Here is a 22541-nt window from a genome sequence, read left to right on the forward strand (position 1 = left end):
GGCTGCTCGCTCTGGTGAGGCACGACTCTCCTTCAATGTTCTTGATTTGTTCTTAACGCGTCAGCGGGCCTCCATGCAAGATGAAATGGCGGCAATAATACCCTAACGTCAGGTTTGGCAGCGCTCACGAAGGCAGCGGTGCAACCCTGGAGAGTCCTTGTTCGGCAATGCGCGCAAGTGCCTTCTTTGGCATCAGCACCCTTGTAATGGATTGGAATCATGAGGGTTTTTACTGCCTAAATTATCATCGTTATTTATACTTATGCGTTCATGAGTTGTTTAGGGGAGAGACCGCCTACTCGAAAAAAATTCATGAGGCTTGTCATGCGTTTAAGAGTTTCTCCCCTCCGGAATATGCGTTTCGTATTCAAGGTCAGCGGCAGCTATGGACTGGCGGCCCTGCTCACCGCAGGCGTCGGGGCCATTGGTGTCTTTTCCATCTTCCAGCTGCAGGCCCAGTCGAATGTCTCGGCCCTTGCCACCGACGTCATGGCCCAGCTGCAGAAGAGTGCATCTCAGCAGCAGGACTATCTCGGTGACACCTCCCTCGCCAAGGCGGACCTGGTCGATCGCAGTCTGAAGGATCTTCAGACCCGGCTGACCGACCTGCAGGCGATTGTCGCGCCAGGCAGCGATGCGGATGCGGAAGTGAAGGGGTCGCTCGAGGCCGTCAACGGCCTGCAGCAGGGTTTCAGCACGATCGTCTCCGCCGTGACGGATCAGAACCGCCGCATGAAGTCGCTTCTCGGCGCCATGACCGGTTTGGAGGAGAACACCCGGGCCATTGTCGATCAGGTGAACAAGGTGCGCACTGCAGCTCAAGCCGCCGTCGCTGACGCCGATGCCCAGCAGTCGAGCGCGGGCAAGCTGGAGCGCATCCTCATCGACCTGCAGAAGAGCATGGATGGCCTGGAAGGGCAGTTCAAGGCTCTGGCCAACGTGATGGCCAATCCGGTGTCCTTTGCCAGCATGGCGCCCGGGGCCAAGTCCGCCCCGCGTGAGACCCAGGATCCAGCTCAGGCCTCGGCCTTCGCCAAGGCTCTGGTCGATCAGGTGACCCAGGCCAGTGCGCTGACAGTGAAGGGCGTGAATGCCTCCATGCTGGCCGACATGAAGTTTTCCGCCATGGCGGTGGAGAGCGAGGTCGCCAAGCTCGCCGACCTTTCCAATCCGGTCGAGCGTTCCAAGCTGGCCCAGGGCATCCTGAAGCGGGTCGATGGCCTTGCCCAGCAATCCCAGCGCATTCGCACGACGATCCTTCAGGTTGTCGAGAAGGCTCGTGATGCCTCCCAGAAGGTGCGGGCCGAACTCGTCCAGACCCAGTCGCTTGCCGATCACACCACGGCTTTCCAGATGGCGACCCTGCAGGCGCGCAGCAACACCATCGGCAATTTCGCAGGACTGAAGCACATTCCCCGGGATCTCGTGGAGGGCTCTCTGTCCGAGCTGGCAACGACCGTTGCCGCTCTGAAGAACGATGCGGGCAGCATGCCGGCCATCAACGGCGCGGTCGCCGCGATCGGCGAGGGCGCGCTTCTCTATGACTCCGAAGTCAGGGCGCTGCTCGACAGCAAGGCTCTGCTGGACAGCGAGCGCAAGTCGCTCGACAGCCTGCAGGAAAACGTGCGCCGACGCATCACCGCCATGACGTCTGCCCAGGCGCGCCAGACCGCTGAAGGCGCTCACTTTGCCTTCCTGCTGATCGCCGGGGCCGTTCTGGTCAGCCTTGCGGTGGGTCTCGCACTTGCCTGGGTCATGCACCGGGTCATTACCACCCCGACCCGTCAGCTCACGGGCGTCATGGGCCGTCTTGCCGAAGGGGATCTGGAGGTCGACATTCCGCTCTCCGGTCAGCGTGACGAGATCGGCGACATGAGCCGGGCCCTGCAGGTGTTCAAGACCAACGCGGCCGAGCGCGTCCAGCTGGAAGCGCAGGCCCGTCTGGATCAGGATGCCCAGAGCGAGCGTCAGACGCGCATGGACGAGATGATTGCCGGCTTCCGCGTGTCCTCGCAGGATCTTCTGTCCCAGCTGGGGGCGACGGCACTCGACATGAACAGCACCGCCAACAGCCTCACCGAGATTGCCGCCCTGTCGGCCGAGCAGGCCAGCGACACGGCGCGCATGAGCGAGGCGGCCTCCACCAGCGTAAACAACGTGGCGGGCGCAGCCGAGGAACTCTCCGCCTCCATCGCCGAGATCGGCGCGCAGGTCGGCCGCACCTCGGAAATCGTGTCCACCGCCAGCACCGCCGTGCGCGACACCAGCGGCAAGATGCATGCCCTGGCCGACGCCGCCAGCAAGATCGGGGAGGTCGTCACCCTCATCCAGGCCATCGCGGCCCAGACCAACCTTCTCGCCCTCAACGCCACCATCGAGGCCGCACGGGCCGGTGAGGCGGGGCGCGGCTTCGCGGTCGTGGCCTCGGAAGTGAAGGAACTGGCCATGCAGACTTCCCGGGCGACCGAGGAGATCAGCCAGCAGATCGCCACGATCCAGGGTTCGACCGATGATGCCGTGGGCGCCATCACCTCCATCGTCTCCACCATGGAGCAGGTCGACGCCTATACGCAGGCGATTGCCACCGCCGTGGTCCAGCAGAATGCGGCGACGGAGGAGATCTCCGGCAACGTTCATCAGGCCGCACTCGGCACCCATGGTGTTCAAGACAACATGACGAACCTGAGCGGAACCGTTGACCGGACCCGCGATGCCTCCCGCGCCGTGCTTGGGGCTGCCGGTCACCTCAGCGAGCGCAGCGACAGTCTGCGAGAAGAGATCGAGCGCTTCCTCCAGGGCGTCGCGGCCGCCTGATCTGCCCCTGATCAAGACTGACGAAAGGCTCCGGTGTCACCGCCGGGGCCTTTCCTGTTGAAGACCGTGAACCGGCGCGCGCTGCACTGCGAAAAGGTCCGGGTAAATCTACGGTTTTTCATCCTTTGTTTATTGGCACGTCTCACATTGTAAGAAATTTCGTATCTGGAGATCGCAACGTGAAATCGTTCCTCAAGCCTCTTGGAAATCTTGGGTTCTCTTGGAAGGTTGGCGGCGGCTTTGCCACCATGATCGTCCTCGCCGGAACGATCGGCGCGGTCGGCACGCTGTCCATTCTCGAGCTGCGTGACCAGAATCAGGTGACCTCGCAGGCCTCCACCGTGATGGCCTCGCTTCAGGAAGTTGCGGCCCAGCGGGAAGCGTTCCTGCTGAGCAAGGAACTGGCCATGGCCGACACCATCCGCCTGCGTTCCGGCGATCTGGTGCGCGAGCTCGATGCCCTTGCCGGGCTGCTTGACCCGGACTCCGCCGGCGGCAAGAAGGCGGAGATGGCACGTGCGTCTGTTGCCGACCTCTCTGGCGAATTCGATACGGTCCTGAAGGCCGTGATCGGCCAGAACACCAGCATGCAGAAGATGGAAGTCACCACAGCCGAGCTCGAGAAGGCCGGTCTCCAGGTGTCCGCGCTCATGGCTGCCATGGCTGAAGAGGCCAATGCGGTGGCTGCCGAAGCGGCCTCCACCCGCGCCCAGGCCAGTGCCTTCTATGCTTCTCTTGCCGACATCAAGCGCGAGTCCGACGGCATGGCCGACACGCTCCAGCGCTACCGTCTGGCATCCATGGCAACCGGTGACGATGCCGCCAGCAAGGCCGCCGAACTGATTGCCCAGGCCCGTGCCCATGCGGATGCGCTGATCCGGTCGTCCGAGGTGATTGCCGGCGTAAAGATCGAGGGCATCGACCCGAAGAAGCTGGAGCAGATGAAGACCGATGCCTCCAAGCTGACCGGCAATCTGGACGACATGGAAAAGGCCTCCTCGGCCGTGAAGCAGCAGAAATACCGCTCGGCCGTCGGCACCCGCACGACCTATCTCGCCAAGGCCGCCGACGAGCTGAACGTGGATGTGGCCAAGGCCGTGGAAACCTCCCGCGCCAAGGCGGAAGCTGCCATCGAGCAGGCCACCCGGGTGCGCCAGGTCGCCGGTCAGGCCGATGCGCTGGTGCGCGAAACCTATGCCCTTCAGGCCAGCACCCTGAACTTCCTCAACAAGATGGGCCAGAACGAGCTGATGGCCGTCGAGGATCATCTGGTCACGATCCGCGATCTGGGCGAGAAACTTGCCACGGGCGCTGCGGTCTTCCCGAAGGTGACGGACGCGACCCAGGCGATCCAGGCCAGCATCGAGACCTTCGAGGGGGACTTCGAAAAGCTGAGCGCAGCCGCAGATGCCTTCGAAGGCGCCGTCTTCAGCCTGACCATGTATTCCCAGGAAGTGCGCGACAACATTTCCCAGGTGGTGGCCGCCCAGCTCGCCGCCTCGTCGCGGGCCGCCGACATGGCCCTCATCGGCATCGGCAGCACCCTGGTCATCGCCATTGCCTTCGGCGTCCTGCTCGCCACCGTCCTGTCCCTGGTCATCACCCGTCCGACCCGCGCCCTGACCATGGTCATGGGGCGTCTGGCCGATGGCGACACCGATGTGGAAATCCCCCACACCGACCAGAAGGACGAGATCGGCGCCATGAGCCGCACCGTTCAGGTCTTCCGGGACAATGCGCTGGAACGCATCCGTCTGGAGGAGCTCGACGAGGAGCGACAGCAGAACCAGGTACGCCGCCAGCGCGACATCGACGCCATGATCGTCGAGTTCCGCGACAACGTGCAGGCCGTCCTCTCCAGCCTCGATGCCACCGCCCGCGAAATGGACGGCACGGCCTCTGCCCTCAGCACCCTGGCGGCCAGCAGCTCCGAACAGGCGAGCAATACCGCCGAAGCCAGCCTGCAGGCGTCCATGAACGTGGAGAACGTTGCCGGCGCCGCCGAGGAGCTCTCCGCCTCCATCAGCGAGATCAGTTCCCAGGTCGAGCGCACCTCCTCCATCGTCTCTCGTGCCACCAGCTCGGTTCAGGACACCAACGGCAAGGTCCAGCATCTGGCCGAAGCCGCCGGCAAGATCGGTGAGGTCGTGACCCTGATCCAGGCGATTGCAGAACAGACCAACCTTCTGGCGCTGAACGCCACCATCGAGGCCGCCCGTGCGGGTGACGCCGGCAAGGGCTTCGCCGTCGTGGCGGCGGAAGTGAAGGAACTGGCCAACCAGACCTCGCGGGCGACCGAAGAGATCAGCACCCAGATCTCCGCGATCCAGGGCTCGACCAGCGAGGCGGTGAATGCGATCGCCGCCATCTCCGAGACCATGAACGAGGTCAACAGCTACACCCAGGCCATTGCCTCGGCTGTCACCCAGCAGGGCGCCGCCACCGAGGAAATCTCCACCAACGTGCTGCGGGCCTCGGAAGGCACCCGGGCGGTTCAGGCGAACATGGAATCCCTGTCCCGCGCGGTGGAAGAGACCCAGCAGGCCTCCGGCACGGTTCTCTCCGCGGCCGGTCATCTGGGCGAGCGCGGTCATGCCCTGCGCAACGAGGTCGAGGGCTTCCTCGCCCGCGTCGCCAGCGCCTGAAACCGGCTCCGGATCCATGCGGATCCGCCCAGGCAAAAGACCAAAGCCCCCGTACCGGCCGGTTCGGGGGCTTTTCTGTTTCATATGGAGTCAATAATCATGAGAAGAAACAGTGGCTTCCATCTGTCTCTTTTCATGCCGCATTGCGGTATTGCGAGATAAACCAATTTTTCAAACTGATCCGTCATCCTCCTGACAAATGACATGTGGGAGGAATTCAGTGAACCGTCTGCTCAGACCCCTTGGGAACGTGCGCCTGACCTGGAAACTCGGGGGAGGATGCGCTGCCCTTGTGCTGCTGACCGCCGCCCTCGGCGGCTTTGCCACGCTTTCGATCCTGGACCTGCGGACCCAGTCCCAGAATGGCGCGTCGGCAACGGAGGTGGTGGCCGCCCTTCAGCAGGTCGCCGCAGAACGGGAAGCCTATCTCAAGCTGAAGACGGAAGACGCCGCCAGCGCCGCTGAAACGGGCATGGCCGACCTGAGCGCCTCCCTGGCCAGTCTCAATGCAGCACTGCCCGAGGGGAGTGCGGCCAAGGCCAGCGTCGTCACGGCCACCGAGCAGGTCGAAGCCCTCAAGGCCCGCTTTGCCGATGTGGTCGCCAGCACCGGCGTTCAGCAGGAAGCCCTCTCCCGCCTGCTGACCTCGTCCAGCAGCCTGCAGTCCCTCGCCAATTCCATCGCCGATCAGATGCAGACCCTGCGCCGCAGTGCCTCTGCCGAAGCCAAGGCCGCCGGCGGCCTGCGCAACCGGGCGGACAAGGTTCTTCAGCTGATTGCCGAGATCCAGGAAGAGACCCTGGTCCTCGACGAGGGTCTTGCCACCCTGAAGCAGCTCGAGAATTCCTTCGATGCCGACGCGGCCGACAAGGCCAAGGAGCTGTTCGGCAAGATGGACGCGTCTGCCGCCAGCCTTCAGGCTTCTGCCGGCAAGGTCGGCAAGCTGAAGATCGAAGGCGTCGAGCCGGAAAAGGTTCAGGCCATGGTGGAGATGGGCGGCCAGCTGGTCGGCTTCATCAACCAGTCCTCCACCGCCACCAGCAACATCGACAAGGTGCGTGCCCGGGTGGCCGCCACCAAGCTGCTGCAGGAAATCACCGCCGCAAGCCATGCCCTGCGCCGTCAGGCCTTCGCCGCCTCCAGCGAAGCCGGACAGGTCGCCGCCAAGGCCACCTCTCAGGTGACCGTTGTGGAGCTGGTCGCCGTGAACGCAGACCGCTTTGTCAAGGAAGCGCTGGCGCTTGAAGCCAAGACCATGTCCCTCTTCGCCGGTCTGGCCGGCACCAGAATCGAGGACGTGAACACCGAGCTGGACATTCTCTCCAGCATCGCCAGCACCCTTCTGGCAGATTCCTCGGCCTTCCCGGCAGTGAAGGGTCCGACGGAAGCCATCCTTGCCGAGGTTGAGCACTTCCGCACCGAGTTCGCCAACCTGAACGCCGCCTATGGCGCCATGCAGGCCGCGACCACGGCCCTGAACGAACTCGACAGCGCCGTGCGTGAAGGCATCACGGGTCTGACCCAGAGCCAGGCGGCCGAGGCTGCCAGCAAGTCCGAACTGACGCTGACGCTGATCGGCACCGCCGTGGTCATCTCGATTGCCTTCGGCGTCCTGATCGCCATGGTGCTGTCTCTGGTGATCGTGCGTCCGACCCGGGCGCTGACCGACGTGATGGCCCGTCTGGCTGCCGGTGACACCGACCTCGAGATCCCCTCGACCGAACAAAAGGACGAGATCGGCGACATGAGCCGCACGGTCCGCGTCTTCCGCGACAATGCCATCGAGCGTCGCCGTCTGGAGGCGCAGAGTGCTGAGGAGAACCAGCGTCAGACTGCCCGCCAGTCTGCGGTCGACACGCTCATCTCCGGCTTCCGCGAGAGCGTTCAGACCCTCTTCGGCGCGCTGGATACGACCGCGCAGGAAATGGACGGCACCGCCCGGTCGCTGGGCGACATCGCCGGTCGTTCGGCCACGCAGGCCGCCAACACCAACCGCGCCAGCGAGGAAGCTTCCATGAACGTGGAGAATGTCGCCGGTGCGGCCGAGGAGCTCTCCGCCTCCATCGGCGAGATCAGCTCCCAGGTGTCGCGCACCACGGAGATTGTCTCCTCCGCCACCCAGGCGGTGCGCGAGACCAATGGCAAGGTCACCGTTCTGGCGGAAGCAGCCGGCAAGATCGGCGAGGTCGTCACCCTGATCCAGGCCATTGCCGAACAGACCAACCTTCTGGCGCTGAACGCCACCATCGAGGCTGCACGCGCCGGGGATGCAGGCAAGGGCTTCGCCGTCGTTGCGGCGGAAGTGAAGGAACTGGCCAACCAGACCTCCAAGGCGACCGAGGAGATTTCCTCCCAGATCGCCACCATCCAGGGCTCGACCACTGAGGCGGTGGACGCCATCTCCTCGATCTCCTCGATCATGGAACAGGTGGACGGCTACACCCAGGCCATTGCGGCAGCCGTCTCCCAGCAGGGCGCGGCAACCACCGAGATCTCCGGCAACGTGCAGCGTGCTTCGGAAGGCACCCGCGAGGTCCAATCCAACATGCATGCCCTGTCCGATGCGGTGGAGGAAACGCAGCAGGCCTCCGGCTCTGTCCTGTCGGCCGCCGAGGAACTGGGCGCCCGCAGCGACGAGCTGAAGCGCGAGATCGCCAGCTTCCTCGAGCAGGTGGCAGCGGCCTGACCGGCCTCTCCGTAGCCCGAGACGAATACAAAGACCCCCGGCCGGATGCCTCCGGTCGGGGGTCTTGTCTTTTGCGGGGACAGGAGCAGGGGGGGATGACTAACGCCCGTCGCCCGGCACCAGTCCGGTCGGCGCCAGCAGGCTTCTCACCTTCAGATAGGCCTTGCGCAGGCCGAGGCTTCGGGTCTCGCCCACCGTGTCGGCGACAGTTGCATCCCGCTCGCCCATGGGCCTGTCGGGCCCGATGGTGGAATCGAGCGCCGTCTGGTGTTCGATTTCCGCGTTCAGCTCGGCTCCGAGCAGCACCACATAGGTGGAGAGATAGATCCACATCATCAGGCCGATGACAGCACCGAGCGAGCCATAGGTCGCGCCATAGTCGCCGAAACGGGAGAGGTAGAAGGCAAAGCCTGCGGCAACCGCGATCATGGCGACGGCGGCAAAGAGCGCGCCCGGCGTGATCCAGCGCCATTTCGCGCCGCGCCGGCTGGGGCCCCAGCGATAGAGCGCGCCGATGCCGAAGACTGAGCCGCCCAGAAGCAGCAAGGGCACGGAAATGCCTGCAATCAGGGCATAGAGGCCGTCGAGCCCCAGAGCACCGAAGACGAGGGGCAGGGTGACGGCGCTGTTGAGGACGATCAGGCCGAAGATCAGGATCGACAGGGTGAAGGCCAGCGTCAGGCCTTTCACCACGAGGAAGTTCCGCGTCTCGGCTTCCTTGTAGGCGACATTCATGGCCTGAAACAGCGCCGCAACCCCCTTGTTGGCGGACCAGAGCGCGGCAACCAGCGAAATGACGAAGGAAACCCCAAGCGTCTGGTCGGTGCGCGTCACCAGCCGGGTGAGTTCGCCGCGGATGATCTCCATGGCTCCGGCAGGCACGTAGAGCTCGAACCGGTCAAGCTGGTCGCCGAGCGTCATCGGATCGGTGAGCAGACCGTAGAGCGACACCAAGGCGCCGAGCGCGGGCACGAGAGAGAGAATGATGAAGAAGGTCGAACCGGCGGCGATCAGCCCGATGTTGTCGTCCTGAAGCTTGTCGCGGACACGCAGCAGGATATCGAGCCAGCCCCGGGACGGGATCTGGGTGATGGAGCGCGCCCGCCGTCCCCGTCCACGCTGGCCGCGCCAGTCGGCCGTCGCGACGTCGTCTCCTGATCCACGCTCGGGCGTGGGCGCTGCCGTGCCGATCCGGGGGCGGTTCGCATCTCGGGCGAGGGTGTCGGAGGTCGAATTGGCCATGGGGCTCCGTCCGTCAGGGGGCTGTGCGGGTGGCGGGTTCCTGGCAGGGCAACGCGGGAATGAGGCAGTCCGTTCCCCGAAAAGCCCCAGAAATGGCCCGATTTCAGGTGGAACGACCGGGTGCCGCTCGTGTTTTCGTCCCATCTGTTCCCGAAATAAAAGGAGAGGCGACATGCCCAAGATCACTGAAGCACGCATCCTTATCATGTCCACCAACGGCTTCGAGCAGTCGGAGCTGGAAGTTCCGCTGAACAAGCTGAAAGAGGCCGGCGCCACCGTTCATGTGGCCACGCCGGATGGCGAGGACATCAAGGGTTGGGACGACAAGAACTGGGGCGGCACCGTTAAGGCCGATTTGGCGCTGACCAAGGTCGCGGCACAGGACTATGATGCGCTGGTCCTCCCGGGTGGCCAGATCAACCCGGACGTGCTGCGCGTCAATGACGACGCGCTCGCGCTGGTCAAGGCCTTCGTCCATGGCGGCAAGACCGTTGCAGCCATCTGTCATGCCCCGTGGCTGCTGGTGGAAGCCGGTGCCCTGAAGGGCCGAGAGGCAACCTCCTACAAGTCGATCAAGACCGACGTGGAGAATGCAGGTGCCCATTGGCGCGATGCGGAAGTCGTCTGCGACAACGGCATCATCACCTCCCGCTCGCCCGAGGATCTGGACGCCTTCGTGTCCAAGATCATCGAGGAAGTGGAAGAAGGCGAGCATCGCCGCAACGCCGCCTGAGCGCGGCGCCACGGATCTGACGAAATGCAAGGGGGCGCGGACCATCGGTCCGCGCCCTCTTTTCATGTCTCTTGCCATTCTCGGCCTCGTGCCGAGGCGCTCGCCAACGCTGGCTCTGAGGCTCCAGCACTGGATGCTCGGGACGAGCCCGAGCATGACGTTGGGGGGAGTATGCTGTTCAGCCTGCACGGAGATCGCAAGGGCCCTCGCTGTGCGCAGAACGCCCCCACGCTGTCATTCTCGGCCCTGTGCCGAGAATCCAGCCTCATGGGGTCTAGGCCCCACGGACAAAATGCTGCTCGCGACACGCCCGCGCATGACGGAGGGAGGGGCACGAAATGCTGGCTGAGTAGGGATCGTCCGAGGCCTTGGCTCTCAGCAACATGCCCGGCGATGGTCATTCTCGGCCTTGTGCCGAGAATCCAGCCTTTCTTCGCACCCCAGTCCCACGGACAGAATGCCCGGGACACGCCCGCGCATGACGGGCACCAAGCCCCGCGATCAGTGATTCCGCAGGGCCTCGATCAGCTGCCGCTTGTCCATTTCCGAGCGATGAGGGATCTCCAGCTCGCGGGCCCGGTCATAGAGCTCCTTGCGGGTCCATTCCTCGTAGGGCTTCGCTTCGCCACCTTTCTTCGAAGGCTCGTCGCCACCCGCCTTGGCATTGGAGATGCGGGCGGCCTTTTCCTTGCTCATGCCTTCGTCGCGCAGGTCTTCGTAGAGCTTGTCGTCCTTGATGGACGGTCCGTGGTCCTTGGTCATGGGTCAGCCTCCTGGGTGATGCCGTGGGTCCTTCGACCAACGGACCACCCGGGAGGAGGGTTCCGGACGAGAGCGCCCGATCCCTAGAAATTGACCTTGTCGCCCCCCTTCAGGTCGAGCAGGGCGCGGGCCTCGTCGGGTGTTGCGACCGACAGGCCAAGGCCCTCGATGATCTTGCGCACCATGGCGACCTGTTCGGCGTTGGAGGTGGCGAGCTTGCCCTTGCCGGCCCACAGGCTGTCTTCCAGGCCGACACGCACGTTCCCGCCGAGTGCGGCCGCCTGGGCGGCGACCTTGAGCTGGTTGGACCCCGCCCCCAGCACCGACCAGCGATAGTCGGATCCGAACAGCCGGTCGGCGGTGCGCTTCATGTGCTGCACGTCTTCCGGATGGGCGCCGATGCCGCCCAGCAGGCCGAAGACCGACTGGATGAAGAAGGGCGGCTTGACCAGACCGCGCTGGACGAAATGCGCCAGATTGTAGAGATGGGAAATGTCGTAGCACTCGAATTCGAACCGGGTGCCGTTCTCCGCGCAGGTCGTCAGCACATATTCGATGTCCTTGAAGGAGTTGCGGAACACCAGATCCCGCGAGCCTTCCAGATAGGGACGCTCCCAGTCGTGCTGGAACGTCTTGAACTTGTCGAGCATGGGATAGAGGCCGAAATTCATCGATCCCATGTTGAGGCTCGCGACTTCCGGCTTCAGCTGGGCTGCCGGGCGCACCCGCTCCTCCACGCTCATGAAGGGGCTGCCGCCGGTGGTCAGGTTGAGCGCCGCGTTCGTGCCCTGCTTGATGCGCGGCAGGATCCGCTGGAACCCTTCCGGGCTCTGGTCCGGCTTGCCGGTTTCAGGATCACGGGCATGGAGATGCAGGATCGCGGCCCCGGCTTCCGCCGCGCCGATGGCCTCCGCGATGATCTGATCCGGTGTGACCGGCAGATGCGGCGACATGGATGGCGTGTGGATGGAGCCGGTGATGGCGCAGGTGATGATCACCTTGCCCTTGAGATCGGACGGGGAGGTCATTCGCCAAGTTCCTTTTCCTGGGCGCGCTTGTGGGCGGCAAGGGCCATGAGGCGCCGGTCGCGCCACTTCTGCCGGTCGACGAGACCGCTTTCGGGCAGGCGGGCGCGTCGGTCCGCCTCCACCCGGTCCATGACCGGGCCATCCCAGTCGACCCGGGCCAGCATCTGGGAGGACATGTTGGCGAACATGCCCTGATAGCGCTGTGCATAGTCGCGCACGCCGCCCGGAGCATTGAGGTCGATGGTCTCGAAGGGGCCCATGAAGGCCCAGCGGGCCGCCAGACCCTCGCGGATGCCGATGTCCACGTCCTCAGCCGAGGCATGGCCGCCCGCCACCAGCCGGAAGGCCTCTTCCAGCAGGGCGCCCTGCAACCGGTTCATGATGAAGCCGTCGATCTCGCCGGTCATCATGATGGGCAGCTGACCGACCTCGCGCATCAGGGCGCCGGTGCGCTCCATGGCCTCCGGGCTTGTCCAGGGGGAGGGGACGACCTCGACGGCGCGGATGAGATAGGGCGGGTTGATCGGATGGGCGACCAGACAGCGCCCGCGCCCTTCAAGATGTTCGGTGAAGCGCGAGGGAAGCAGGGCCGAGGTCGAGCTTGCCAGGATCGTGCCGGGGGAGGCCGCGGCGTCCATCTCCGACCACAGGGCCTGCTTCAGCTTGAGCCGTTCGGGTGCGTTTTCCTGGGCATAGGACGCCCCGTCCAGCACCTGCGCCAGGGTGGCGCACGGGGTCAGTCGCGCCAGGATCGCGGCAGGTGCGTGGCCATTGAGCAGGTCATTGGCCTCCAGATCCCCCAGCACGTCGCCGATATAGGTGATCGCGGCCTCGGCCGCTCCCTCGACCGGATCCCACAGGGCCACGTCATAGCCTCCGCGTGCAAAGGTGATGGCCCAGGCCCGGCCAATGAAGCCGGACCCGACAATTGCAATTTTCGCCATGCGGCGTTCCTCCCGTGTGGTCGGGGATTGGCGCACCTCCCGTGCATCCCCGTTTCCCGCAGCAAACCAAAACCTTGCGCGAAATGAAAGGCTTGATTGCGGAGATGATGTCTTGCCACTGTGTCAGGGGCGGGCTCCGCGCGCGCTCTCCCAACCTGTCAAAAATCTGATCGCCGCCGCATTTGGTGCGTTGCACAAATATCGGGCTTGGCTAGAATGACGGCATGACGCCCGCCCTTTCCATTCTCGTCATCGACGACAATCAGATCCGCGCCTCCATCATCGAGCAGGGATTGCGCGATGCCGGGCATTTCCGGGTCATTCTGGTGCATGAGATGGACGGTCTGGTGCGGCGCATCGCCGAGATCGACCCGGACGTCATCGTCATCGATCTGGAAAACCCCAACCGCGACCGGCTGGAGCACATGTTCCAGGTGACCCGCGCCGTTCAGCGCCCCATCGCCATGTTCGTGGACCAGTCCGATGCGGGTTCCATCGAGGCGGCAGTGGAAGCCGGGGTCTCGGCCTATGTGGTCGATGGCCTGAAGAAGGAACGGGTGAAGCCCATCCTCGACATGGCGATCAGCCGGTTCCGCGCCTATTCGCGCCTCACCGCCGAACTGGAAGAGGCGCGCAACGAGCTGGCCGAGCGCAAGACCATCGACCGCGCCAAGGGCATCCTGATGAAAACCCGCGGCATTTCGGAGGACGAGGCCTATCGCCTCCTGCGAAAGACCGCCATGAACCAGAGCCGCAAGATCATCGAGGTTGCCCAGAGCCTTGTCATCGCCAGCGGCCTGCTTGGAGACTGACACCATGGGGCAGGGGTCCATCGACAGCGTCGTCGCCGGGTTCATCCCGCTTCTCGACAGCGCGCTTCTGGTCGTCGCCGCCACGCGCGGCTTTGCCGAGGATCAGAACATCGATCTGCGCCTGATCCGCGAAACCTCCTGGGCCAATATTCGCGACCGGATCGCGGTCGGTCATTTCGACGTCGCGCACATGCTGGGCCCCATGCCCATTGCGGCCTCGCTCAAGATTACCACGCTGGCCGTTCCGATGAAGGCCGCGATGTTCCTGGGGTTGGGCGGCAACGCGATCACCGTGTCCAGTGCGCTCTGGGCAGACATGCAGGCCGAAGGTGCCGATGAGGCTGGCGAGCCGGGCGCGACCGGCCTGGCGCTGGCCCGGTTGGTGCGCAAGCGCGCGGATGCGGGGCGGCCGCCCTTGCGGTTCGGCGTCGTGCATCCCTTCTCCGGCCATGCCTATGAGCTGCGCTACTGGCTGGCGGGCGTGGGCATTCACCCGGACCGGGATGTGGAGATCTCTATCCTGCCGCCGCCGCTCATGCCCGATGCCCTGACCATGCACCAGATCGACGGCTATTGCGTCGGCGAGCCTTGGAACACCCTGTCCGTGATCGGTGGGCGCGGCCGCATCGTCACCTTCAAGGAGGCGATCTGGCGGGCGAGCCCGGAGAAGGTGCTTGGCGTCACCGACAGCTGGGCCGAGCGCAATCCGGATGTGCTGCACCGGCTCATCCGTGCCCTCATGCAGGCGGCCGACTGGTGCGCCGATCCGGCCAATCTGGAGGATCTGGCCGGGCTTCTTGCCGGCCCCGAGTTCCTCGACTGTACTCCGGCAGCCTGTCTGCCCGCCTTGAGGGGACGCCTGTCCCTCGGACGCGAGGGGCCCGAGGTTGAGGCGGATGTCTTCCGGGTATCGGGTCACGAGGCCCATTGCCCGGATCCGCGTCACGGGCTCTGGTTCTATTCCCAGATGGTCCGCTGGGGGCAGACCGGTTTCGTGCCGGCGCATCTGCCGCTGGTGCGCGCGATCTATTCGCCCGACATCTATGCTGCCGCCCTCGGGATTGCGCCGCCGGCGCTGCGCAGTGCCGATCCGGGCTCCCGCTTCTTCGACGGCGTCCCCTTCGACGAGGCGCATGTGCAGGACTACGTCAACGGATTTGCCATCCGGTCCTGAAGCTCTTCGCGGCTGCGGCAGATCTCTTCGCATGCGCAATAATTGGTCAGCTGCCAACGAATTGGGCGCAGAAAAAAGGCGGATCCGCAAAATCCCTTATCCAGATGGAATGAGTTAATTCCTTGTTATTCCTTGGGTTCGTGATTTTTGAAGAGTTGGCACGCTCCGTGCATTGTTAGGGGCAGAGAGCCAAAGAAGGCCTTCCAGAGAAAATTGGCGCCCGAAGCGGGGCGACACGGCAAAGCCGCCGATGAGACAGATGCGCACCTCCCGCGTGCCTGTCCCGTCGGCGGCTTTTTTGTTTTTCACCGTTGGTCGTCCCGCAACAGACCCGACCCGTTCTCCCGCCGGAGGTGCGATCTCCGAAGGGGCGGGCGGGCTGGCCAGGGTTCGGCAGACTTGATGAGAATGAGGGATCAGCAAGTGATGGAACAGACGAGACTTACTCGCCTTCTGGGCGCAGCCGCCTTCTCGCTCGGCCTTCTGGCCGGCTTCGGCGGATCGGTGCACGGCGCCCTGGCCGACATGCTCGACGTGGAGAAGGACGAACTGAAGTTCGGCTTCATCAAGCTCACCGACATGGCGCCGCTCGCCGTGGCCTATGAAAAGGGCTACTTCGAGGATGAAGGCCTCTTCGTCACCCTGGAGCCCCAGGCCAACTGGAAGGTGCTCCTCGACCGGGTGATTACCGGCGAACTTGACGGCGCTCACATGCTGGCCGGTCAGCCACTGGCCGCCACCATCGGCTTCGGCACCAAGGCCCACATCGTCACCCCCTTCTCCATGGATCTGAACGGTAACGGCATCACCGTGTCCAACGAGATCTTCGAGCTGATGAAGCCGAACCTGGAGATGCAGGCCGACGGCAAGCCGGTCCACCCGATCAAGGCGGATGCCCTGAAGCCGGTGGTCGACAAGTTCAAGGCCGAGGGCAAGCCCTTCAACATGGGCATGGTCTTCCCCGTCTCCACCCATAACTACGAGCTGCGCTACTGGCTCGCCGCCGGCGGCATCAAGCCGGGCTTCTATTCCCAGACGGATGTGTCCGGCCAGATCCAGGCCGACGCGCTGCTCTCCGTCACCCCGCCGCCGCAGATGCCGGCAACCCTCGAAGCGGGCACCATCTATGGCTATTGCGTCGGCGAGCCGTGGAACCAGCAGGCCGTCTTCAAGGGCATCGGCGTGCCGGTGATCACCGACTTCGAGATCTGGAAGAACAACCCGGAAAAGGTCTTCGGCCTGACGAAGGAATTCACCGACGCCAACCCGAACACCACGCTGGCCATCACCAAGGCCCTGATCCGTGCGGCCAAGTGGCTGGACGAGAACGACAATGCCAACCGCATGGAAGCGGTCGAGATCCTCTCGCGTCCGGAATATGTGGGCGCCGACAAGGAAGTCATCGCCAACTCCATGACCGGCACCTTCGAATACGAGAAGGGCGACAAGCGCGAGGTCCCGGACTTCAACGTATTCTACCGCTACAACGCGACCTATCCCTTCTATTCCGACGCGGTCTGGTACCTGACCCAGATGCGCCGCTGGGGCCAGATCGGCGAGGCCAAGCCCGACAGCTGGTATGACGAGGTCGCCAAGTCCGTCTACCGCCCGGACATCTACCTCCAGGCCGCCAAGCTGCTGGTCGAGGAAGGCATGGTCGACGAGGCGGACTTCCCCTGGGAAAGCGACGGCTACCGTGCGCCGACCCCGGCTGCCGACATCATCGACGGCATCCCCTACGACGGCAAGCAGCCCAATGCCTACATCGACAGCCTGCCCATCGGTCTGAAGGGCAACCAGGTGGTCGAGGGAACCGAGGTGGTCGGAGGCTGACCCCCATCAGGTCATGTCTCCCGGCAAGCGGCGGGCCTCCTTCCCGCCGCTTGCCACCCCTCAGTACACACCGACCCCACGCTCCATCCGTCACGAAGGATCTCCCCAGATGGCCAATGTCGAGACCACCGAGGTATCCCAGCTTGCCCGTCAGGCCCGCAAGGAACGCCTCTTCACCAAAATCAACAAGGCCTCCGGCTGGCTCGATGCGCTGGGCCTGTCCTGGGTGACGCCTCTGCTGAAGATTGCCGCCGGTGACAGCCTTCACGAACAGCTCGGCGAGCTGAAGCGGGTGCTGCTGGTGCCCCTGATCGGCATCGGTGCCTTTCTCGTCCTCTGGGGCGTTCTCGCCCCCCAGGTCCAGACTTCGCTGGGCGCCGTGCCCGGCCCGGCCGCCGTCTGGTCCCAGGCGCTGAACCTCTGGGAAGATCATGTGCGCGAGCGGGAAAAGGCGAGCGACTTCTATGCCCGCCAGGACGAGCGCAACGCCAAGCTGGAAGCAGAAGGCAAGGCCGACAAGGTCAAGTGGCGCAGCTACACCGGCAAGCCGACCTACATCGACCAGATCGGGACCTCCCTGATCACCGTGGGCCTCGGCTTCCTGATCGCCACGCTCATCGCCGTGCCGCTCGGCATTGCCTCCGGCCTGTCGCGGACCTTCAACGGCGCGATCAACCCGCTGATCCAGATCTTCAAGCCGGTGTCGCCGCTCGCCTGGCTTCCGATCGTCACCATGATCGTCTCCGCCACTTACGCGGATGCCTATGAGTGGCTCTCCAAGTCGCTGCTGATTTCCGCCGTCACCGTGACGCTCTGCTCCATGTGGCCGACCCTGATCAACACGGCGCTCGGTGTCGCCTCGGTCGACAAGGACCTGATGAACGTCGGTCGCGTGCTCCAGCTCCCGACCTGGAAGACCGTCACCAAGCTGGTGTTGCCTTCCTCCCTGCCGCTGATCTTCACCGGGCTGCGCCTCTCGCTGGGCGTGGGCTGGATGGTGCTGATCGCCGCCGAAATGCTGGCGCAGAATCCGGGCCTGGGCAAATTCGTCTGGGACGAGTTCCAGAACGGCTCCTCCCAGTCTCTCGCCAAGATCATGGTCGCTGTCTTCACCATCGGCATCATCGGCTTTGCCCTGGACCGCCTGATGTTTGCCCTGCAGCGCGCCTTCACCTTCTCGGCCAACCGGTAAGGGGAGGGCAACCAGATGAGCTTCGTTGAGATTTCCAACCTGTCGAAGGCCTATGGCGAGGGCGCGACCCGCACGCCGGTGCTGGGCGACATCAACCTGAAGATCGAGGAGGGCGAGTTCATCGCCATTCTCGGCTTCTCCGGCTCGGGCAAGACGACGTTGGTCTCCCTGCTGGCCGGCCTGATCGAGCCGGATGCGGGCGGGATCATCTTCAAGAACAAGGAGATCGACGGACCGAGCCCGGAACGTGGCGTCGTCTTCCAGTCCTATTCGCTGATGCCCTGGCTCACCGTCTTCGGCAATGTCTCGCTCGCTGTGGATCAGGTCTTTAAGAAGAAGCCGGCGGCCGAACGCCGCGAGATCGCCGATCACTACATCGCCATGGTGGGGCTGGCCCATGCCCGCGACCGCAAGCCGGCCGAACTTTCCGGCGGCATGCGGCAGCGCGTGGCCGTGGCCCGGGCGCTTGCTATGCGGCCCGAGCTCCTGCTTCTCGACGAGCCCCTGTCCGCGCTCGACGCCCTGACCCGCGCCAAGCTGCAGGATGAATTCGCGGCCATCTGCGAGCAGGAAAAGAAGACCATCCTCCTCATCACCAATGACGTGGACGAGGCGATCCTGCTGGCCGACCGGATCATTCCGCTGAAGCCCGGCACGCCCGCGACGCTTGGTCCGGAGTTCAAGGTCGAGTTTGCCCGGCCGCGCGACCGGGGTGAACTCAACCATGACGACGACTTCATTCGCCTGCGCGGCGAGATCACCGAATACCTGATGACCGTCGGCGCCGAGGCCAATGCGGATCTGGAGCGCGACATCGTCCTGCCCGATCTGGTGCCGATCACCCAGCGCCTCGACAAGCTGCCGGCCGCCTATGCCCGGGCTGCGCAGACGGTGACCGAAGACCGGTACCTCGAGTTTTCGCAGGTGAAGAAGGTCTATCCCACGCCGAAGGGACCGCTCACCGTGGTCGACGGCTTCGACCTGAAGATGAAGAAGGGGGAGTTCGTCACGCTGATCGGCCACTCCGGCTGCGGCAAGTCGACCGTTCTGTCCATGGTGGCGGGCCTAAACGGCATCACCGAGGGCGCCGTCATTCTCGACGGCACCCATGTCACCAAGGCAGGTCCCGATCGTGCCGTGGTGTTCCAGGCCCCGAGCCTGATGCCCTGGCTCACCGCCTATCAGAATGTCGAGCTGGGCGTCGACAAGGTCTATCCCGATGCCTCCGCCAGCGAGAAGCGGGACATCATCGAATATTACCTGGCCAAGGTGGGGCTGGCGGACGCCATGACCCGTCCCGCCTCGGACCTGTCCAACGGCATGAAGCAGCGCGTCGGCATCGCCCGGGCCTTTGCCCTGTCGCCCAAGCTGCTGCTGCTCGACGAGCCCTTCGGCATGCTCGACAGCCTGACCCGCTGGGAATTGCAGGACGTGCTGATGGACGTATGGAAGCGCACGCAGGTCACCGCCGTCTGCGTCACCCATGACGTGGACGAGGCGATCCTGCTGGCTGACCGGGTGGTGATGATGTCGAACGGCCCCAACGCCCGCATCGGCAACATCATGGAAGTGGATCTGCCGCGCCCGCGGTCGCGCAAGAGCCTGCTCGCCCACGCCGACTATTACGCCTACCGCGAGGAGCTTCTGGACTTCCTGGAAGCCTATGAGGGCGGCGCCGACCCGAGCCCGGAACAGCTCACATCCATTCAGGAAAAACGCGCGGCCCGCATGGCCCGCCAGAAAGCCGCCACCAAGGCCGACATGCAGGCCGCCGAATAGTCCTTAAGAGGGGAGAGGGTTCAATGACCAGACAGAAACTCGTTGTGGTCGGCAACGGCATGGCCCCGGGGCGCATGCTCGAGCATCTCTTCGAGATGAACGCCGACGCCTATGACGTCACCATCTTCAACGCCGAACCGCGGGTGAACTACAACCGCCTCATGCTGTCGCCGGTGCTCTCCGGTGAAAAGACCTATGAGGACATCATCACCCACGGCGACGGCTGGTATGCCGAGCACGGCGTCACCCTGCACAAGGGCGCGAAGGTGACCGGGATCGACCGGGCGGCGAAAACCGTCACGTCGGAGACCGGCATCACCGTATCCTACGACAAGCTGGTCATCGCCACCGGTTCGTCCCCCTTCATCATCCCGTTGCCGGGCAAGGATCTGGACGGCGTCCTGACCTACCGCGATCTCGACGACGTGGAGAGGATGCTCGAAGCCGCAGCCCGAGGCGGGCGTGCCATCGTCATCGGCGGTGGGCTGCTGGGCCTGGAAGCCGCAGCCGGTCTCAAGATGCAGGGCATGGAGGTGACGGTCCTTCATCTCATGCCGACCCTGATGGAGCGGCAGCTCGATCCGTCTGCCGGCTTCCTCCTGGAGGCCGAGTTCAAGCGTCGTGGCATCGATGTGCGCACCAAGGCCAACAGCCACGAGATCCTCGATGACGGCACGGGCAAGGTCGCCGGCATCAAGCTCGACGACGGCACGGTGATCGATGCGTCCATCGTCGTCATGGCCGTCGGCATCCGTCCCTCGGCAGAGCTGGCCAGGAGTGTCGGTATCGAGACCAACCGGGGCATCCTGGTGGGCGACGACATGCGCACCAGTGACCCGGACGTCTTTGCGCTGGGCGAATGCGTCGAGCATGGCGGCCAGTGCTACGGGCTCGTGGCTCCTCTCTATGAAATGGCGAAGGTGATTGCCGAGAACCTGCTCGGCGGTGCGGCCGAGTACAAGGGCTCGGTCACGGCGACGAAGCTCAAGGTCACCGGTGTCGATCTCTATTCGGCAGGGGACTTTGCCGAGGCCGAAGACCGGGAGGAGATCGTCCTGCGCGATGCCTCCTCCGGCGTCTACAAGCGTCTGGTGCTCAAGGACAACAAGATCGTCGGCGCGGTGCTCTACGGCGAGACCTCCGACGGGCCCTGGTTCTTCGACATGCTGAAGAAGGGCACCGACATCGCCCCCATGCGGGAAACCCTCATTTTCGGTCAGGCCTATCAGGGGGGCGAACCCCTGGACCCTACGGCGGCCGTTGCAGCCTTGCCGGATGATGCAGAGATCTGCGGCTGCAACGGCGTTTGCAAGGGCAAGATCACCGGGGCGATCCTGGAAAAGGGGCTGACGACCCTCGACGAGGTGCGCGCCCACACCAAGGCCTCGGCTTCCTGCGGCACCTGCACGGGGCTGGTCGAGCAGCTCATGGCCGTCACCCTTGGGGCGTCCTTCAATCCCAACGCGGTGAAGCCCATGTGCGGCTGCACCCATCACAGCCACGATGACGTGCGCCGGCTGATCAAGGCCAAGGAACTCAAGTCCATTCCGGCCGTGATGCAGGAGCTGGAGTGGACCACCTCCCAGGGCTGTGCCAAGTGCCGCCCGGCGCTGAACTACTACCTCGTCTCCGACTGGCCCGATGAATATGCGGATGACTACCAGTCCCGCTTCATCAACGAGCGCGTCCACGCAAACATCCAGAAGGACGGCACCTATTCCGTCGTCCCGCGCATGTGGGGCGGCATGACCTCCGCTGCCGAGCTGCGGGCCATCGCCGATGTGGTCGACAAGTTCAACATCCCCTCGGTCAAGGTCACCGGCGGCCAGCGCATCGACATGCTGGGCATCCGCAAGGAAGACCTCCCCGCCGTCTGGGCCGATCTGGGCAAGGCCGGCTTCGTCTCCGGGCACGCCTATGCCAAGGGCCTGCGCACGGTGAAGACCTGCGTCGGGTCCGACTGGTGCCGTTTCGGCACCCAGGATTCCACCGGCCTCGGCATCAAGCTGGAAAAGTTCCTCTGGGGCTCCTGGACACCGGCCAAGGTCAAGCTCGCCGTCTCCGGCTGCCCGCGCAACTGCGCAGAGGCGACCTGCAAGGATGTGGGGGTGATCTGCGTCGACAGTGGCTTCGAGATCCATTTTGCCGGGGCAGCAGGTCTCGACATCAAGGGCACGGAAGTGCTCGGCCATGTGAAGACCGAAGAGGAGGCGCTCGTCTACATCACCGCGCTCATCCAGATGTACCGCGAGCAGGGCCACTATCTGGAGCGTATCTACAAGTGGGCCAGGCGCATCGGCTACGACGAGGTGCGCCGCCAGATCATGGACGACGCGGAGAAGCGTCAGGCCTATTTCGACCGTTTCGTCTTTTCCCAGAAATTTGCCCAGGTGGACCCGTGGTCGGAGCGTGTTTCCGGCAAGGACAAGCACGAGTTCAAGCCCCTGGCGACCCTTCCCGCGGAGGCAGCCGAATGAACGTCCTCACTCTTCAGGACTGGGTGCCGGTCGGCACTCTCCCCGACATTCCCCGCCAGGGCGCCCGGTGCGTCAGATGGGGCCAAACCACGATCGCGATCTTCCGCACCGCTTGCGACCGGGTCTTCGCGCTGGAGGACAGGAGCCCCAGCGCCAAGGGCGGGCCGCTCAGCCCGGGCATCGTCCACGACGTCTACGTCACGGAGCCCCTGCACAACTGGGTCATCAGCCTGGAAACCGGCGAAGCCCAGGGGGCCGATGAGGGGCAGGTCCGCTGCTTCCCGGTGAAGCTGGACGGCGAAACCATCCTGCTCGGCCTGCGCTGAACCATGGCAGCCGCAAGGATCCGCAAGAGATCCACGCGGGAGGAAACGCTCGGCGAGCGGACGTGATTGAACCAGACCGGCTCAGGGGCCGTCA

Annotated in this window: 15 protein-coding genes; 11 read left to right on the plus strand and 4 right to left on the minus strand. The window is 64.4% G+C overall.

What is annotated here, in order from left to right; translation table 11 throughout:
• Positions 1-354: 354 nt before the first annotated feature.
• The 3 genes from FR728_RS03295 to FR728_RS03305 all read left to right on the plus strand — a co-directional run bounded on the left by FR728_RS03295 (position 355) and on the right by FR728_RS03305 (position 8145).
• The gene (locus FR728_RS03295; protein WP_188318772.1) at positions 355-2814 is read left to right on the plus strand and encodes a methyl-accepting chemotaxis protein; all 2460 of its coding nucleotides are present in this window, start codon (positions 355-357) and stop codon (positions 2812-2814) included.
• A gap of 179 nt (positions 2815-2993) precedes the next feature.
• Positions 2994-5459 (plus strand): methyl-accepting chemotaxis protein, encoded by a 2466-nt coding sequence (locus tag FR728_RS03300; protein WP_149891206.1) that lies wholly within the window; start codon positions 2994-2996, stop codon positions 5457-5459.
• Positions 5460-5679: 220 nt separating this feature from the next.
• Positions 5680-8145 (plus strand): methyl-accepting chemotaxis protein, encoded by a 2466-nt coding sequence (locus tag FR728_RS03305; RefSeq protein ID WP_149891207.1) that lies wholly within the window; start codon positions 5680-5682, stop codon positions 8143-8145.
• 99 nt (positions 8146-8244) lie between these two features.
• Here the strand turns inward: FR728_RS03305 and FR728_RS03310 are convergent, their stop codons facing one another.
• Entirely contained in the window at positions 8245-9387 is a 1143-nt protein-coding gene (locus FR728_RS03310) for a YihY/virulence factor BrkB family protein (RefSeq protein WP_149891208.1), read from the minus strand.
• A 172-nt stretch (positions 9388-9559) separates the two neighbouring features.
• Between FR728_RS03310 and FR728_RS03315 the strand changes: the two genes are divergently transcribed.
• A complete protein-coding gene (locus tag FR728_RS03315) occupies positions 9560-10120 on the plus strand; it encodes a type 1 glutamine amidotransferase domain-containing protein (protein ID WP_149891209.1) in 561 nt (186 codons plus the stop codon).
• Positions 10121-10621: 501 nt separating this feature from the next.
• On the opposite strand, the gene FR728_RS03320 is transcribed toward FR728_RS03315, so the two are convergent.
• The 3 genes from FR728_RS03320 to FR728_RS03330 all read right to left on the minus strand — a co-directional run bounded on the left by FR728_RS03320 (position 10622) and on the right by FR728_RS03330 (position 12854).
• Entirely contained in the window at positions 10622-10882 is a 261-nt protein-coding gene (locus FR728_RS03320; protein WP_149891210.1) for a DUF7218 family protein, read from the minus strand.
• An 83-nt stretch (positions 10883-10965) separates the two neighbouring features.
• Positions 10966-11910, minus strand: a complete 945-nt coding sequence (gene kce, locus FR728_RS03325; protein ID WP_149891211.1) for a 3,5-dioxohexanoate:acetyl-CoA acetone transferase — start codon at positions 11908-11910, stop codon at positions 10966-10968.
• Complete coding sequence (locus FR728_RS03330; RefSeq protein WP_149891212.1) at positions 11907-12854, minus strand: 3-hydroxyacyl-CoA dehydrogenase; 948 nt, start codon at positions 12852-12854, stop codon at positions 11907-11909. Before FR728_RS03330 ends, kce begins: the two co-directional genes overlap by 4 nt.
• Positions 12855-13078: 224 nt before the next feature.
• On the opposite strand from FR728_RS03330, the gene FR728_RS03335 reads away from it, so the two are divergent.
• The 7 genes from FR728_RS03335 (at position 13079) to nirD (ending at position 22447) form a co-directional block, all read left to right on the plus strand.
• Entirely contained in the window at positions 13079-13666 is a 588-nt protein-coding gene (locus FR728_RS03335) for an ANTAR domain-containing response regulator (RefSeq protein ID WP_149891213.1), read from the plus strand.
• A gap of 4 nt (positions 13667-13670) precedes the next feature.
• Complete coding sequence (locus FR728_RS03340) at positions 13671-14840, plus strand: CmpA/NrtA family ABC transporter substrate-binding protein (protein WP_149891214.1); 1170 nt, start codon at positions 13671-13673, stop codon at positions 14838-14840.
• Positions 14841-15266: 426 nt separating this feature from the next.
• A complete protein-coding gene (locus tag FR728_RS03345; RefSeq protein WP_149891215.1) occupies positions 15267-16673 on the plus strand; it encodes a CmpA/NrtA family ABC transporter substrate-binding protein in 1407 nt (468 codons plus the stop codon).
• 109 nt (positions 16674-16782) lie between these two features.
• Positions 16783-17865 carry an ABC transporter permease gene (locus tag FR728_RS03350; RefSeq protein WP_149891216.1) on the plus strand — a complete coding sequence of 361 codons (1083 nt, stop codon included), beginning with the start codon at positions 16783-16785 and terminating at the stop codon, positions 17863-17865.
• A gap of 15 nt (positions 17866-17880) precedes the next feature.
• Positions 17881-19644: an ABC transporter ATP-binding protein gene (locus FR728_RS03355; RefSeq protein ID WP_149891217.1), complete on the plus strand. Its 1764-nt coding sequence runs from the start codon at positions 17881-17883 to the stop codon at positions 19642-19644.
• 23 nt (positions 19645-19667) lie between these two features.
• Positions 19668-22121 (plus strand): nitrite reductase large subunit NirB, encoded by a 2454-nt coding sequence (gene nirB / locus FR728_RS03360; RefSeq protein WP_149891218.1) that lies wholly within the window; start codon positions 19668-19670, stop codon positions 22119-22121.
• Positions 22118-22447, plus strand: a complete 330-nt coding sequence (nirD, locus tag FR728_RS03365) for a nitrite reductase small subunit NirD (RefSeq protein ID WP_149891219.1) — start codon at positions 22118-22120, stop codon at positions 22445-22447. Before nirB ends, nirD begins: the two co-directional genes overlap by 4 nt.
• Positions 22448-22541: the final 94 nt, after the last annotated feature.

The organism is Roseibium aestuarii, from assembly GCF_008477545.1.
Lineage (GTDB): Bacteria > Pseudomonadota > Alphaproteobacteria > Rhizobiales > Stappiaceae > Roseibium > Roseibium aestuarii.

Coding starts and splice junctions, on each gene's coding strand:
- FR728_RS03355 (WP_149891217.1), top strand. CDS start 17,881: ATGAGCTTCGTTGAGATTTCCAACCTGTCGAAGGCCTATGGCGAGGGC.
- nirB (WP_149891218.1), top strand. CDS start 19,668: ATGACCAGACAGAAACTCGTTGTGGTCGGCAACGGCATGGCCCCGGGG.
- FR728_RS03310 (WP_149891208.1), bottom strand. CDS start 9,387: ATGGCCAATTCGACCTCCGACACCCTCGCCCGAGATGCGAACCGCCCC.
- FR728_RS03315 (WP_149891209.1), top strand. CDS start 9,560: ATGCCCAAGATCACTGAAGCACGCATCCTTATCATGTCCACCAACGGC.
- FR728_RS03295 (WP_188318772.1), top strand. CDS start 355: ATGCGTTTCGTATTCAAGGTCAGCGGCAGCTATGGACTGGCGGCCCTG.
- FR728_RS03350 (WP_149891216.1), top strand. CDS start 16,783: ATGGCCAATGTCGAGACCACCGAGGTATCCCAGCTTGCCCGTCAGGCC.
- FR728_RS03330 (WP_149891212.1), bottom strand. CDS start 12,854: ATGGCGAAAATTGCAATTGTCGGGTCCGGCTTCATTGGCCGGGCCTGG.
- nirD (WP_149891219.1), top strand. CDS start 22,118: ATGAACGTCCTCACTCTTCAGGACTGGGTGCCGGTCGGCACTCTCCCC.
- FR728_RS03340 (WP_149891214.1), top strand. CDS start 13,671: ATGGGGCAGGGGTCCATCGACAGCGTCGTCGCCGGGTTCATCCCGCTT.
- FR728_RS03320 (WP_149891210.1), bottom strand. CDS start 10,882: ATGACCAAGGACCACGGACCGTCCATCAAGGACGACAAGCTCTACGAA.
- FR728_RS03345 (WP_149891215.1), top strand. CDS start 15,267: ATGGAACAGACGAGACTTACTCGCCTTCTGGGCGCAGCCGCCTTCTCG.
- FR728_RS03335 (WP_149891213.1), top strand. CDS start 13,079: ATGACGCCCGCCCTTTCCATTCTCGTCATCGACGACAATCAGATCCGC.
- kce (WP_149891211.1), bottom strand. CDS start 11,910: ATGACCTCCCCGTCCGATCTCAAGGGCAAGGTGATCATCACCTGCGCC.